A 14,468-nucleotide genomic window follows, 5' to 3' on the forward strand; every position below is an offset into this window, starting at 1 on the left:
CATGCAGCAGCAAGAAACCCGAATACACCGTTTAATTGTGCGCTCCCTGGGGGTACTGCTTTTCCTGTTGGCGACCGTCCAGACGGCGTCCGCCCAGCGGGAGCCGCTCTACACCCAGTACATGTACAACATCGGCAGCTTTAACCCGGCCTATGTGGGAAGTGTGGAAAATCCTGACTTTTCCCTCCTCTACCGGGCCCAGTGGATCGACATCCCGGGGGCGCCCCGGACCCTGAGGTTTGGCGCAAACGTACCCCTTGGGAACCGGAAGCACGGCCTGGGATTCAATGCGGTCAATGACCAGCTGGGGCCCACCTCCCAGACCTTTGTGGATGTTTCCTATTCCTTCCAGGTCCGGTTTACCTATGACGTCTTCCTGGCCTTTGGGCTGGATGCGGGAGGGACCTTCCTGAATACGGACTTCAGCAAGGGGACCTTTGAAAACCCCGGGGAACCCATCCTGGATGCCCAGAACATCAACGAGATCTACCCCACCCTCGGGGCCGGGGTATTCCTCTACCAGCAAAACTGGTACCTGGGGGTATCCGTACCCAACTTCCTGACCGATGCCCTTTACAGCAACGAGGTGGCGCAAATCGTCTCTGACGAGCTGCAGTTCAACTTTATCGGGGGGTACGTCTTCGACCTGTCGGACAACCTGAAATTCAAACCGGCATTTTTGGTAAATTACCTCTCCGGGGCTCCGGTGAACGCCAACCTGTCGGCCAATTTCCTGATCAGCGACGTTGTGACCGCAGGGGCATCCTACCGGTTCGACAATGCGGTGAGCGGCCTGGCGGGGTTCCAGGTATCGGACAACCTGTTTATGGGTTATGGATATGATTACAACACCAATGGCCTGGGCGGTTACAACAGCGGCACCCACGAAATCATCGTAAAATTTTATCTTGGTAGGGGCTCAGGTTCCGACCGGGACCCGGATTCCGGGAAAGGCAAGAAAAAGGGCAAGCAGATCGACAGCCCGAGATTTTTCTAAGCGCATTACATGAAACTTAAAAACCACATACTGATCCTTTTTGCCCTGGTGAGCCTGGCGGGCCATGCCCAGAAATCCTCCAGGGCGGACCAGGCCTTTTTTGAATATGATTTTAAGACGGCCATTGCGGAATATGTGAAGGAAGGCCGTAAGCAGCCGCTCAGCCCCGGGCAGCAGCTCAACCTGGCCGAGGCCTATTTCCGGCAACGCCAGTACCAGGAAGCGGCCGATCAGTACGTGGAACTCTACCGGAAGGACAGCATCCTGGACAACCACCATTTCAATATCATGCTGCAGGCCCTTTCCAAAACCTCCGGGAAGGAACGGGTGCAGGCTTTCCTGAACACGCGTAGTTCCCAGCTTTCCAATGAGTTGCTGGAAAACGCCTCCTTTAATTACGAGCTGCTCGACAACCCGGCATCGGACCAAATGGATTTCCGGATCTTCGCGCTGAAGGGGAACTCCCCCCAGTCCGATTTCTCACCCGCCTTTTATGGGGACGACCGGTTGCTGTTCAGTTCCACAAGGCCCCAGGAAGAAAAGGATACCTATTTCCCGACCGGGGAGGCCTATACGGATATTTTCGTGGCCCCCCTGCAGGCAGACGGGCAACTGGGCACGGTTGCGCCCCTGAATTCCCTCCCGCCTTTGAAATTCCATGAAGCGACCCCCTTTTACAGCGAGGCCCTGGAAGGGATTTTTTACGTCCGTTCCAATGCTTCGGAGGGCGCCCTCACCTTTGATGCGAATGGCAAGAATTCACTGGCCATTGCCCTGAACAAGCGCAATGGCAGTTTCCAGACCCTGCTCAGGGACCCGAGTATTTCATTTTACTATCCCTTTTACGAGGCCGAAAACGAGCGGCTGTATTTTGCGGCCGACTTCCAGCAGGGCTACGGGGGGACGGACCTCTATTACGTGGTGACCAACCAGGGGCTTATTATGTCGGCACCCGTTAACCTCGGGCCGAGGATTAATACCCCGGGAAATGAAATTGCCCCCTTTGTGGTGGATGGGAGCCTGTATTTTTCCTCCGATGTCTTTTACGGCCTTGGGGGGATGGATGTGTTCAAATCGGAGATGCAGGCCGACGGGACCTTCAGCATACCCGCCAACCTCGGTCCGGAAATCAACTCCGTCCAGGATGAATTCGGCTTTGTGATCCGCAGTTCCCCAACCGGGGGCTACCAGGGTTACTTTGCCTCCAACCGGCCCGGCGGGGTGGGAAGTGACGACCTCTACGGATTCACCGTATCCCAGAAACCGGGTCTGAGGACCCTGGTGGTGAGCGGGCAGGTGCTTGCTACCACCGGCGATGCGGTGGAAAAGGCCCGTGTGCGGCTCCAGGACGCTTCCGGCGGCCTGTTGCGGGAAGTCTATACCCAGGGGGACGGCAATTTCCGCATCGAGATTCCCTGGCAGGCGGATACGCGGCTTAGCATCGACAAGGAACGGTTTACCGCAGCCGTCCTTGGAGGGGAAGGGCAGGTGCAACTGGGAGAAGGGGAACCCGTGGAGGTGATCCTCAAACCGGTGGAGGAAGTGGTCCGGCAGGTGCGGGACCATTACGAATTGAGGGGGGAGAAATTTTACTTTCAAACCGGGAGCAGCCGCCTTACGGATGCGGTTCAGATCGGACTGCAGGAGCCCCTGCAGGCCCTTAGGGAATTCCCGGAGCTACGGATACGGATCGAGGCGCATACAGACAGCCGAGGCAGTTCTGCCACCAACCAGGCGCTCTCCCAGCAGCGGGCCGAGGCGATACGCGAATACCTGGTATCAAATGGTATTGCAGCAGATCGGATCGTTGCCGCCGAGGGCAAGGGCGAGAGCCAGATCCTGAATAATTGCACCGACGGGGTGTATTGCCTCGAGGTGCTGCACAAGCAGAACGAGCGGTACCCGCTCATTGTGACCAACTACGAAGAACGCTGAATCAGCGCTCCAGGCGGCAGTCCGTGCAGGACTTTACCTCCCCGTAATACGTTTGACGGTACTTGTGCAGGGTTCGGTAAGGGATGCCGAAAAGGTGTTTGCGGATATAGGTCACCTTGGTGTCCAGGCGCCCCATCTTGGGAGTGAATCGAACTTCGTTGCGCGTTTTGCGGGCAACATTGAAGAGTCTCATGGTTTCTTTTTTTCTGGGGCAAAGATCGTAAAATTGGCCGTTCAAGTCAAATCCGTTTGCCGATCCGGTCCGATCCGTTCGTCGGATACGTCAAACCGAATTGTCGGAAACCCCCGGATTAACTGCCATCAAGGGCCTGACAGCCCTAGAGGATCAGCCAGCAGTAGTAAGCGGCAAAAAGGGACAGGAAGAGGATCCCGGCATAGGTGAGTACCTTAAGGCCCGTACCGGGCATTGCTGATTGGGGCATGTCCGGGCTGGTCACATTCTTCAGGTTCATGTATCCCACCAGGGGCGCCATTACAAAAGAGATAAAGGTTGCCAGAGCCACCAGATTGCCCATGTTGGCTCCGAATGCCGTAAGCACGAGGTAATTCACCCCTGTCAGTACCAGGATGGCCAGGGCGTAATGCCATTTCTCCCCAAACCGCTTCCGATCCGGCCGCAGGTATTCCAGCACGTCGATACTCACCCGGGCTATCGCGTCGTGGGCCGTCATGCAGGTGCTGAACATGGTGGCAAAGGCGGAAATGGCGATAAAGATATAGGCCCAGTCGCCGATGTGGGTGGTGAACAACTGCACCACCTGGTCGGCAAAGGTAACGGCATTGCCGCTGAGTTCCGTGCCCGTGCCGTAGAGCGTGCGGTGGCCGATGATCAGGAAGAACACGGCGAGCAGGGCCGTGGTGATGTAGCCCGTATTGAACTCCTGCAGCGCATCCCGCAGGCTGGGTTTCCCCCCTTTTCCCTTGTACTTTTCCAGGCTCCACAAACTGATCCAGCTGCTGGCCTCCACGGCCGTGGGCATCCAGCCGATCAGGCTGATCAGAAAGAGCACCCCAACGCTGTCCAGCAAGGGCGGGCGCTGAAAGCCTTCCACCGCCGCAACGGCCGGTTTGTACAGCACCATCACCGTGGTCACCAGCAGGGCCGCAAACAGGATGGTCACCACGAATTTCAGCGTGGTTTCCAGCAGGCTGTACCGCCCGATGATCAGGGCGATGCTGATAAAGGCAAACAACCCCAGGGCGATCAGGGAAACGGAAACGCCCCGGATGCCGAATAAGTTGGATAGCAGGCCTGCGGTTACCACGTACAGGGCGGCAAGGATGGTAAAGGTGGTCACCAGGGTAATGAAAGCGTACAGCCACATCCAGCCCTTTCCACGACGGGAATAGCCTTCCACCAGGCTCCTGCCCGTCACGTTGGTATAGCGGATGCCGTACTCAAAGAATGGATATTTAAAGAGGTTTGCCAGCAGGATGGGGACGGCCATGATCCAGCCGTAGGTGGCGCCTGCCTTGGTGGAAAGCACCAGGTGGGAGGTGCCTATGGCCATGCTGGCGAACAAGAGCCCGGGCCCCAGGTTTTTCAAAAGCGTCTTGAATCGGCTCATGGAAGGTGTTTCGTCGGTTGCGCCTAATGTACGAATTCGCCCCGTTATTCAATATTGATCCGGTTGCCGTAAAACCGCGGCTGTGTATTGAAAACCAGGTCCAGGAAGACCTTTACCCGGGCAAAGTATTCCCGTACCTCCATCTTGATGCCGGAGGACCCACCGACGCCACGGGCATTGAACCCCTGGGCGTGCAACCCTTTCTGTCGGGCGATATACAGCGCCCTCTTGTTGTGGAATTCCTGGGAAATCACCGTAACCGAATCCAGCCCGAACACGACCTTGGCCCGGACCATCGAGTCCAGGGTGCGGAACCCTGCATAATCGAGGAAAATCCGCTCGGCCGGGATGCCGCCCGCTATCAGATCCTTTTTGATGGTGTCCGGCTCGTTGTAGTAGATGCTGCCATTGTCGCCGCTGACCAGGACATAGGCGATCTTCCCGGCCCGGAACAGCGCCAGGGTCGCTTCGATCCGGTACCGGTAGAAAGGGTTCATTCCCCCTTCCACCCGGTGTCGGGCCGTACCCAGCACCAGGCCCACTTTAGTAGGGGGGATGCTTTCCGGGTCCGAATACAGCATCCCGTCGGATGCATATTCGATAATGGCATTGCAGGTAACGATCACCAGGACGGGCACCGCCAGGATCGGCAGGAGGCGCTTGAGCCACTTCTTTTTCATAGCCGGTTCTCTTGGATTAAAGGTACATAATTAGGTACATACCCGGATCGGCCGCTGCAAAAGGGTGCAAAAAATACCCCCGGCGGGAACCGGGGGCGAATAAAATAATTTGGGTGGCAGTTGCACTATGGGCGAGAGGGCACTTGCGCGCCTACCGGCGTTACGGAGCACCTACCAGCGGTACTGGGCGCCAACCATCAGCATGGAAGTCGTCATTTCATAGGACACCTCGCTGCCCGGGACAGCCCCGTAAGGCGGGATATCCCCGATTAGTTGCGGGCTGTAGACCGGGCCGGCCGTTGCATCCCCGCTGAACCCGAAGTGGAAGACCCCGTCGATCTGGAAGTGTTCCCCGGCCGAAACCCCAACCCCCAGTTGGAAGGCATTCTTGATGATAGCGGTGGACGGGATGTTGAAAAAGGCCATTTCCGACGAAATCGGGTTGGAGCTGTAGGTGTACCCCAGGCGGATGGGCACCTTGTGGAAGCGCTTGTACTGCATCCCCGCAGATATGATATTCACATTGTCCCATCCAAAGCCCGCCACGGTGGCGTTGGGTGTCCAGCCCCTGGCTTTGAAACCTTCCGTATTTTCATAGTTGACCAGGCGGTAGTCCAGGGCCAGGTCAAAATACCCCAGGGAATATCCGAGCCCCAGCGACCAGATGGCCGGGTAGTCGATGGTGAAGGTCGAGGTGGCCTGGCTGCCATCCAGGTAGGTGTTATCCAGTTCAAATTCCCCGAAGCGCTGGGTGGTTTTATAGGAGGTACCTGCCTTGAACCCCTTTCCGCTATCGTAAAAGAGGCCGAACTGGGCACCGAACCCAAAAGCGGAGGCCTTGTCGGTACTCGGATAACCCGCCTGGGTCGGGTTGGCGGTTGGGTTGGGCCAGAGTTCCAGGCTGGCATAGTTGAAGTTGGGTTGGATGCCCACGGAAAATTCAGGGTTGATTTCATAGGCATAGGTCACCCCAAACTGCAACAGGCTGTAATCGGATTCCACCCGGCCAAACCCGCCCATGCTCTGGGGCATGTTGATCGGGTTGGTCGTGCTTTCCGGGAAGGTCACCCCGAAGCCGCTGATTCCGAAGGCAGAAAAACCAAAATGGTGTTTGCTCTCCCCGGCCCCGGTGACAAAGGCAATGGCAGGCAGGGGGGATACCCCCCGGTCATCCTCGGTAACCCCGCTGAAAAAGTTTCCCGTGGGTTGACCGTTGCCGTCCGTTTCGGGTACGGTAGAGCGGAGCTCCGGGGAGGAGAAGAACAACCCGATGTCTGCCCGCAGCTGGGCGTGGTCAAAAGCGGTCAGGGATGCCGGGTTCCAGTGCATGGCCCCTGAGATATCAATGGGTTGTGCCGTGGCAGCGCCCCCCATGGACATGTTGACGGCCCCGACGCCCTGCATGATGTGTCCCGCCTGGGAGAATGCAAAGGGCACACAGCAAAATACCAGTAAATAGGTGCTTAAAATTTTCATCGCTTCTGAATTTTATTAGTTGCCAAGAAGCAGCGGAACCACCGGGCAGGGTGGCTGTTGGAAATTGGCAGGTTTGATTAACAGGTACAAGTTACGTCCCAAAAACAGGGGGAATTATGATAAAGGTCATTGGAAAAACCCCTATATTCCAGGGGATTTCAGGCACTCTTTGATTTGTTTGTCCGGGTATGCCGCATTCCCGGTTAACCATTTGTCAGGATTCCATTGAACCCCGACTAATCTAGTAAACCTATATGAAAAACATGATACTATTTTCAAAAACTTTCCGGCAGCTGAGCCTCGGCCTGATCGCCCTCCTGATAATGGCATCCTGCGGGGGCCCGGGCCAGAGCAAAAAAGAGGCATCCACAACCCCCGATGAGCCTGCTGTTGTGAGCAGGGATCCGGGTGCCGCAACCATAGCCTCCAACCCCTATCCGGAGGCCCTCCAGCGTGTTTTTGATGCACATGGCGGCCTGGACGCCTGGAAGGCGAAACGCACGCTCCGGTACGTCATTCCCGGCGATCTGCCGGAAACCCATACGATCGACCTGTGGACCCGGGAAGACCGCGTGGACACCGATGCCTATTCCATGGGTTTTGACGGGGAACGGACCTGGATCCTGGACCCGGACAATGCCTATGAAGGCAACCCGGAGTTCTACCACAACCTGATGTTCTACTTTTACGCCATGCCCTTTGTGCTGGCTGATCCGGGCATTGTCTACGGGGACACCCCGGACCTGGAGTACCAGGGCAAACGATACCCGGGGGTGAGCATCTCCTACAACGCAGGGGTGGGCATCTCCCCCAAGGACGAGTACTACCTGCACTACGACCCGGAAACCGGGCAGATGGCCTGGCTCGGCTATACGGTGACCTACAGGACCGGGGAGGATTCCGACAATGTGAAATGGATCCGCTACGATGACTGGGGCCGGTTTGGCGGGGTGGTATTGCCCGAAACCATCTCCTGGTACGAGTACGAGGGGCGCGACATCGGGGAGCTGCGCAATACGGTGGAATTTGCGGATATCCGGGTTTCGGAATTGCAGACCGACCCGGTGTTCTTCAGCAAGCCCGCAGATGGGACCTATTTTACGCGGGCGGAATAGTACCCGGGTAGGTCAGGCCCCCGGCGGAATGGCACACAGTCGGTATAGGTCCCTTGCGGAACCCGCGCGGCAGGCGACGGTGTCACTAAAACCTGGGCGCACCCGGTATCTGGAAATGCCTTGAATCCGGGTTGCCGGAGAAATTTTTAAGCATTATTAACAGTCACCCCTTGTACGGGTCTGTCAGTTCTTATAGCTTTGGTCCCCGAAATGAAAAAGGTATTCCTGAAATATCTGGTTTCGGTGGCCATCCTGCTTTCCGGCGGGTGGTTTTTCATCCATGCATCTTCCCAGACCCTGTCGGCCGGTCCGACCACCTCCCATCTGCATTTGGATGCAGGGGCACAGGAGCACAGCGATGCCGTGCCCGGGCAGGACGTCCCCCTCCAGGCTTCTATCCTCCGGGCTGCCCCCGCAGACGGGGTCCGCCTGTTGGTAGGCCTGACCGAATTCGGGGAACGGGAGGGCAGCGAAGAGGATGCCCAACCAGAGCGCGACCTGCTCCCGGGCGGTCGTTTATCAGCCTATTTTTCTCAAAACCTTCTCGCCGGGTTGGTACCCTTCCACCCGGATTCCAAACCCCTGCCCGAGACCCCTGCGGTCCGGGTAACGCCTCACTGCCGGTACCACCTCAGGTACCAGGTCTTCCGGATTTAGACGATCCTTGTTCAAAACCGGCCACTCAAGGCCGGATTGCCATCCCCGCCCCCCATCCGGCCGGGAAGGCGCCTTTAACGGAATGCACACTCCCTTAGCCCGTGTGCCTTCCCCTTGAATCCATCGTTTAAATCATTTTTACCACTTATTATGAGGAATCTCTCCCTATTCCTGGGCGTACTGATCGTGCTGACCCAGGGGAGCTGTGAATCCCGGAAACAGGAAAAGGCGGAAGCCACCCAATTCCTGGTCACCCGACCCATCCGCAAGGATACGGCCATCACCAAAGATTACGTCTGCCAGATACATTCCACCCGCCACATTGAATTGCGCGCCCTTGAAAAAGGCTACCTGGAACACATATCGGTAGACGAAGGCCAGTTTGTCAAAAAGGGCCAGCCCATGTTCCACATCATGCCCAACGTCTACCAGGCCGAACTGCAGAAAGCCCGCGCCGAGGCCGAAGTGGCCCGCATCGAACTGGAAAATACGCAGCTCCTGGCAGACGGCAACGTGGTCTCGGCCAACGAACTGGCCATGGCCCGGGCCCATTACGACCGCGCCAAGGCCGAGGTGGCCCTCGCGGAAACCCACCTGGGGTTCACCGACATCCGGGCGCCCTTTGACGGCATCATGGACCACCTGCACGTGCGGGAGGGCAGCTTGCTGGACGAGGGCGAACTCCTGACGTCCCTTTCCGACAACAGCAAGATGTGGGTCTATTTCAATGTCCCCGAAGCCGAATACCTGGATTACATCCAGGGTAACGGCACGGTCGGGAACCGGGATGTGGAACTGCTGATGGCCAACGGGAAAAAATTCAGCCAGCCCGGCCGCGTGGAAACCATCGAGGGCGAATTCAACAACAGCACCGGCAACATCGCCTTCCGGGCCACCTTCCCTAACCCCGACGGCATCCTGCGCCACGGGGAAACCGGCAGCATCCTCATGCAGGTCCCCCTGGACCGGGCGCTGATCATCCCCCAGAAGGCCACCTTCCAGGTGCTCGACAAGACCTACGTGTTCATTGTGGACAAGGAAAACAGGGTGCGCCAGCGGGAGATCGCCGTGGGCGCCGAGTTGCCCCATCTGTTTGTGGTCACCCGCGGCCTCGGGGAGTCGGACCAGATCCTGCTCGAGGGCATCCGCATGGTCAAGGACAAGGAGCAGATCGAAACGGAATACGTAGCCCCGGAAAAGGTGGTTGCCAACCTGGAGCTGTACGCTGAATAGCGCTCCGAAAATCCTGAAACGCCATGTTTAGAAAATTCATGCACAGACCGGTGCTGGCAATCGTCATATCGGTCCTGATCGTCTTTACCGGCCTGCTTGCCATGAAGCAGCTCCCGGTTTCCCAGTTCCCGGAAATCGCCCCCACCACCGTGAACATCTTTATCGCCTACCCGGGGGCCAGCGCGGACGTACTCGTAAAATCCACGCTCATCCCCCTGGAAACCGCCATCAACGGGGTGCAGGGGAGCCGCTACGTGGCCACGGACGCCACCAGCGCCGGGGAGGGCACCGTCCGGGTGATCTTTGAGCCGGGGACCGACCCGAACCAGGCAGTGGTCCGGGTGAAGACCCGGGTAGACCAGGTAATGCCCAACCTGCCGCCCCTCGTACAACGGGAAGGGGTGGTGATCACCCCGGTACAGCCCAGTATGCTCATGTACATCAACCTGTACGGGGAAAACAAAGGGCAGGACGAGCTTTTCCTGTACAACTACGCCTATACGAAACTGGTACCCGAGATCCAGCGGATCGACGGGATTGCCAGTGCCCAGATCCTCGGGAGTCGCAAATACGCCATGCGGGTCTGGCTTAAGCCGGACCGGATGCGGGCCTACAACGTGTCCGCGGAGGACGTGCTGGAGGCTATGCAGGAGCAGAGCATCATTGCCCGGCCGGGGAGGCTTGGCGGCAGTTCCGGCATCAAGGCCCAGTCCCTGGAATACGTGCTGGTCTACGAGGGGCAGTACAACGAACCCGAGCAATACGCGAACATCATCATCCGGGCCAACGAGGAGGGCGAGATCCTGCGCCTGTCGGATGTGGCCGAGGTGGAACTCGGCAGCGAGTTCTTCGATATCTATTCCAACCTGGACGGCCGGCCGTCGGCCTCCATCGTACTGAAGCAAACCCTGGGCAGCAACGGGAGCGACGTGATCGAGGCGGTCAAATCCCAGCTCTCCCAACTCGAGGAGGATTTCCCCCCGGGCATCGAATACCAGATCAGCTACGACGTGTCGAGCTTTTTGAACGCCTCCATCGAACAGGTGCTGCACACGCTGCGGGATGCCTTCATCCTGGTGGCCATCGTCGTGTTCCTCTTCCTGGGGGACTGGCGCTCCACGCTCATCCCGATCATCGCGGTCCCGGTATCCCTGATCGGCGCCTTTTTTGTGATGCAGCTGTTCGGGCTGTCCATCAACCTGATCACCCTGTTTGCCCTGGTGCTCGCCATCGGGATCGTGGTGGACAATGCCATCGTAGTGGTGGAGGCGGTGCATGTGAAAATGGAGGAAAAGCACCTGACCCCCTACAAGGCCTCTTCCGAAGTGCTCGGGGAGATCGGGGGGGCCATTGTCGCCATTACCCTGGTGATGACCTCCGTATTTATCCCGATTTCCTTTATGACCGGGCCTGTGGGCGTATTTTACCGGCAGTTCTCCATCACCATGGCCGGTGCTATCGTGATTTCGGCGGTCGTCGCCCTGACCCTGACCCCGGTGCTGTGCGCCATGATCCTGAAGAACAACCACGGGAAGCCCCGGCGCAAGAACCCGGTAGACCGTTTTATCGACTGGTTCAATGCGCGTTTCGAGCGGCTGACCGGCTACTACGCAGGCTTCCTCCGGAAGATCGTCAACCGCCGCGTGGTGACCTTCGGGGTGCTCGCGGCCTTCTGCGCGGGGATCTTCTTCACCAACGAGGTGTTGCCTGCGGGCTTTATCCCGAACGAGGACCAGGGGATGATCTACGCCATCATCCAGACGCCCCCCGGGTCTACCCTGGAACGGACCAACGAGGTGGCCCGGAAACTGCAGGAACGCTGCGAGGAAATCGACGGGGTGGAGTCTGTCTCCTCCCTGGCGGGGTACGAGATCATGACCGAAGGCCGGGGATCCAATGCGGGTACCTGCCTGATCAACCTGAAACCCTGGTCCCAGCGGGACCACACCGTCCATGAAATCATGGAGGAACTGGAAGAGGAAACCAGGAACCTCGGGGCCGTCATCGAGTATTTCGAGCCGCCGGCCGTACCCGGGTTCGGTTCTTCCGGCGGGTTCTCGCTCCGGCTCCTGGACAAGACGAACAACACGGATTACCAGGCCTTTGAAAAAGTCAACGATCGTTTCATGGATGCCCTGCGGGCCCGGAAGGAACTCTCCGGCCTGTTCACCTTCTTTGCGGCCAACTACCCACAGTTCGAGCTGAAGATAGACAACAAGGCCGCCATGCAGAAGGGCGTCTCCATCGGGAAGGCCATGGAAAACCTAAATATCCTGATCGGGAGCACCTATGAACAGGGCTTTATCCGCTTTGGCAGGTTCTTCAAGGTCTACACCCAGGCTGCCCCGGAATACCGGGCCATGCCGTCGGACCTCGAAAAACTCTTTGTGAAGAACGAGGAAGGGGAAATGGTCCCCTATTCGGCCTTTATGAAGATGGAGAAGCGCCTGGGCCCCAATGAGATCACCCGGTACAACCTCTACAATTCGGCGGCCATACAGGGGCTTCCCGCCAAAGGATACACCAGCGGCGATGCGATAGACGCCGTCAAGGAGGTGGCCAGCGAGACGCTGCCCCGCGGGTATGACATCGCGTGGGAAGGCCTCTCCTACGACGAGGCCCGCAGGGGGAATGAGTCCCTCTATATCTTCGCGGTCGTACTCATCTTCGTGTACCTGGTGCTCGCGGCCCAGTACGAGAGCTTCCTGCTGCCCCTGGCCGTGATCCTGTCCCTGCCCGTCGGGGTATTTGGTTCCTTCCTGCTGTTGCAGGTGATGGGGCTCGCCAACGACGTATATGCCCAGATCGGGATGATCATGCTCGTGGGGCTGTTGGGCAAGAACGCCGTACTGATCGTGGAATTTGCCGTCCAGAAGCGGCGGGAGGGCAGCAGCATCCTGGAGGCGGCCGTGGAAGCCTCCAAGGTGCGGTTCCGCCCCATCCTGATGACCTCCTTTGCCTTTATTGCGGGGCTGATCCCGTTGGTCCTGGCCACTGGGGCCGGGGCGATCGGAAACCGCACTATCGGGGGTTCCGCCCTGGGCGGGATGCTCATCGGCACGCTGTTCGGGGTACTGGTCATCCCCGGCCTGTATTTCATCTTCGCCAAGCTGTCCGACGGCCGTTCCTTTATCCGGGACGAATACGACGAACCGTTCTCCGAGGAATTCATGCGGAACAGCGAAGGGGACAGCCCGATCCGCGCACGCCTGCGGGAAATCAATAAAATGCTCAAAAAACTTACGACGAGAAATGGAGACAAGTAGCACCAACAACAGCAGCATACGCGTACTGGCTATCCTGGCCATGGCTTTGGCCCTGGTATATTCCTGCGTGCCTGCCCGGGATGTGCGGGAGGCCAATACGGACCTGCCGGCCCGTTACAGCGGCCTGGAGGGGGATACCCTGAATGCCGCTGCGGTTTCCTGGAAGGAATACTTCCGGGACCCGCGGTTGCAGGAGCTGATCGATTCGGCCCTGGTGCGCAACCAGGAGCTGAACATCATGCTCCGGCAGGTGGAGATGGCGCAGAACGAAATCCGCGCCCGCAAAGGGGAGTACCTGCCCTTTGTGAACCTGCAGGCCGGGGCCGAGGTGGAGAAGGCGGCGCGATATACCCGCAACGGGGCGCTGGAAGCCACCACGGACATCCGGGAAGGGGAGGAGTTCCCCGAACCGCTCACCAACTATTCCGTGGGGGCGTTTGCCTCCTGGGAGCTGGACGTCTGGAAAAAACTCCGCAATTCCAAAAAAGCCGCCGTTTTCGAATACCTCGCCTCGGCGGAGGGCCGGAAATTCATGGTCACCCGGCTGGTTTCGGAGATCGCGGACACGTACTATGAGCTGATGGCCCTGGACAACCAGTTGGACATCATCGAGAAGAACCTGGAAATACAGGAAAACGCCCTGCGGATCGTGAAACTACAGAAGCAGGCTGCCCGGGTGACCGAACTGGCGGTGCGGAGGTTCGAGGCGGAGGTGCTCAAGAACCAGAGCCACAAATTCGAGATCAGCCAGCAGATCACCGAGGCCGAAAACCGGCTGAACTTCCTCGTGGGCCGGACCCCCCGGCAGGTCTCGCGGAATTCGGAAACGTTCATCGAAAAGGCCATAGACACGCCGGCTGCCGGGATTCCTTCCCAGCTGCTGCTGTACCGGCCGGATATCCGCCGGGCCGAATTTGAACTGGAGGCGGCCAAACTGGATGTTCGGGCGGCGAGGGCCAATTTTTTCCCGTCCATAGGCCTCCGGGCGGGGGTGGGACTGGAAGCGTTCAAACCGCGTTTTCTGACCTCCACCCCGGAGTCTGTCCTGTATTCGGTGGTGGGGGACGCCATCGCGCCCCTGATCAACCGGAATGCGATCAAGGCGGAATATTTCAATGCCAGTGCGCGCCAGGAGCAGGCGGTTTTCGAATATGAGAAGGCCATCCTCAATGCCTATATCGAGGTGGCCAACCAGTTGTCCAACCAGCGGAACCTGCAAAACAGCTATGCCCTCAAGGAAGGCCAGGTAGCTGCCCTGAATGAGTCCATCGAAATTGCAGGCAGGTTGTTCCAGTCGGCCCGGGCCGATTACTGGGAGGTGCTGCTGACCCAGCGGGATGCCCTCGAGGCCCGAATGGAACTGGTGGAAACCAAAAAAGACCAGTTGCTCGCCCGGGTGGCCCTCTACCGGGCCCTCGGGGGCGGCTGGAATTGAAGTAACAGGTAGTTCCCCCGTGGCTTTTGTGAAAGCCCGTTAAACCGGCCACCCTGCCCCACGGCAGGGTGGCTTTTTTTGTCCC

11 protein-coding genes are annotated in these 14,468 nt (G+C 58.4%); 7 read left to right on the forward strand and 4 right to left on the reverse strand.

The features are described from left to right. Position 1 precedes the first annotated feature (1 nt). Positions 2-997, forward strand: a complete 996-nt coding sequence (locus H7F20_RS05660; RefSeq protein ID WP_185785137.1) for a type IX secretion system membrane protein PorP/SprF — start codon at positions 2-4, stop codon at positions 995-997. A gap of 9 nt (positions 998-1,006) precedes the next feature. Beyond that, positions 1,007-2,932: an OmpA family protein gene (locus H7F20_RS05665; protein ID WP_185785138.1), complete on the forward strand. Its 1,926-nt coding sequence runs from the start codon at positions 1,007-1,009 to the stop codon at positions 2,930-2,932. A 1-nt stretch (position 2,933) separates the two neighbouring features. Here H7F20_RS05665 and H7F20_RS05670 read toward each other — a convergent pair whose 3' ends face one another. From H7F20_RS05670 to H7F20_RS05685, 4 genes are all read right to left on the reverse strand, one after another. After that, the gene (locus H7F20_RS05670) at positions 2,934-3,125 is read right to left on the reverse strand and encodes a hypothetical protein (protein ID WP_185785139.1); all 192 of its coding nucleotides are present in this window, start codon (positions 3,123-3,125) and stop codon (positions 2,934-2,936) included. 145 nt (positions 3,126-3,270) lie between these two features. Beyond that, positions 3,271-4,521, reverse strand: coding sequence for an NRAMP family divalent metal transporter (locus H7F20_RS05675; RefSeq protein WP_185785140.1), 1,251 nt, complete (start codon positions 4,519-4,521; stop codon positions 3,271-3,273). Between the two features lie 44 nt (positions 4,522-4,565). Then, positions 4,566-5,201 carry a vancomycin high temperature exclusion protein gene (locus H7F20_RS05680; RefSeq protein WP_185785141.1) on the reverse strand — a complete coding sequence of 212 codons (636 nt, stop codon included), beginning with the start codon at positions 5,199-5,201 and terminating at the stop codon, positions 4,566-4,568. 171 nt (positions 5,202-5,372) lie between these two features. After that, on the reverse strand, positions 5,373-6,677 hold the full coding sequence (locus tag H7F20_RS05685; protein WP_185785142.1) for an OmpP1/FadL family transporter: 1,305 nt from the start codon (positions 6,675-6,677) through the stop codon (positions 5,373-5,375). A gap of 263 nt (positions 6,678-6,940) precedes the next feature. Between H7F20_RS05685 and H7F20_RS05690 the strand changes: the two genes are divergently transcribed. The 5 genes from H7F20_RS05690 (at position 6,941) to H7F20_RS05710 (ending at position 14,383) form a co-directional block, all read left to right on the forward strand. Beyond that, complete coding sequence (locus H7F20_RS05690) at positions 6,941-7,792, forward strand: DUF6503 family protein (RefSeq protein ID WP_185785143.1); 852 nt, start codon at positions 6,941-6,943, stop codon at positions 7,790-7,792. A 210-nt stretch (positions 7,793-8,002) separates the two neighbouring features. Further along, complete coding sequence (locus tag H7F20_RS05695; protein ID WP_185785144.1) at positions 8,003-8,449, forward strand: hypothetical protein; 447 nt, start codon at positions 8,003-8,005, stop codon at positions 8,447-8,449. 150 nt (positions 8,450-8,599) lie between these two features. Further along, positions 8,600-9,682, forward strand: coding sequence for an efflux RND transporter periplasmic adaptor subunit (locus tag H7F20_RS05700; RefSeq protein ID WP_185785145.1), 1,083 nt, complete (start codon positions 8,600-8,602; stop codon positions 9,680-9,682). Positions 9,683-9,705: 23 nt separating this feature from the next. Then, positions 9,706-12,948, forward strand: coding sequence for an efflux RND transporter permease subunit (locus tag H7F20_RS05705; RefSeq protein WP_185785146.1), 3,243 nt, complete (start codon positions 9,706-9,708; stop codon positions 12,946-12,948). After that, positions 12,935-14,383, forward strand: coding sequence for a TolC family protein (locus H7F20_RS05710; RefSeq protein WP_185785147.1), 1,449 nt, complete (start codon positions 12,935-12,937; stop codon positions 14,381-14,383). The genes H7F20_RS05705 and H7F20_RS05710 overlap by 14 nt, the downstream gene beginning before the upstream one ends. Positions 14,384-14,468: the final 85 nt, after the last annotated feature.

The sequence above is a fragment of the Robiginitalea sp. SC105 genome (assembly GCF_014243345.1).
In the GTDB taxonomy this organism is placed as follows: domain Bacteria; phylum Bacteroidota; class Bacteroidia; order Flavobacteriales; family Flavobacteriaceae; genus Robiginitalea.

Excerpts from the sequence above, each read along its gene's own strand:
- H7F20_RS05660 (WP_185785137.1), top strand. The coding sequence starts at position 2 with ATGCAGCAGCAAGAAACCCGAATACACCGTTTAATTGTGCGCTCCCTG.
- H7F20_RS05665 (WP_185785138.1), top strand. The coding sequence starts at position 1,007 with ATGAAACTTAAAAACCACATACTGATCCTTTTTGCCCTGGTGAGCCTG.
- H7F20_RS05670 (WP_185785139.1), bottom strand. The coding sequence starts at position 3,125 with ATGAGACTCTTCAATGTTGCCCGCAAAACGCGCAACGAAGTTCGATTC.
- H7F20_RS05675 (WP_185785140.1), bottom strand. The coding sequence starts at position 4,521 with ATGAGCCGATTCAAGACGCTTTTGAAAAACCTGGGGCCCGGGCTCTTG.
- H7F20_RS05680 (WP_185785141.1), bottom strand. The coding sequence starts at position 5,201 with ATGAAAAAGAAGTGGCTCAAGCGCCTCCTGCCGATCCTGGCGGTGCCC.
- H7F20_RS05685 (WP_185785142.1), bottom strand. The coding sequence starts at position 6,677 with ATGAAAATTTTAAGCACCTATTTACTGGTATTTTGCTGTGTGCCCTTT.
- H7F20_RS05690 (WP_185785143.1), top strand. The coding sequence starts at position 6,941 with ATGATACTATTTTCAAAAACTTTCCGGCAGCTGAGCCTCGGCCTGATC.
- H7F20_RS05695 (WP_185785144.1), top strand. The coding sequence starts at position 8,003 with ATGAAAAAGGTATTCCTGAAATATCTGGTTTCGGTGGCCATCCTGCTT.
- H7F20_RS05700 (WP_185785145.1), top strand. The coding sequence starts at position 8,600 with ATGAGGAATCTCTCCCTATTCCTGGGCGTACTGATCGTGCTGACCCAG.
- H7F20_RS05705 (WP_185785146.1), top strand. The coding sequence starts at position 9,706 with ATGTTTAGAAAATTCATGCACAGACCGGTGCTGGCAATCGTCATATCG.
- H7F20_RS05710 (WP_185785147.1), top strand. The coding sequence starts at position 12,935 with ATGGAGACAAGTAGCACCAACAACAGCAGCATACGCGTACTGGCTATC.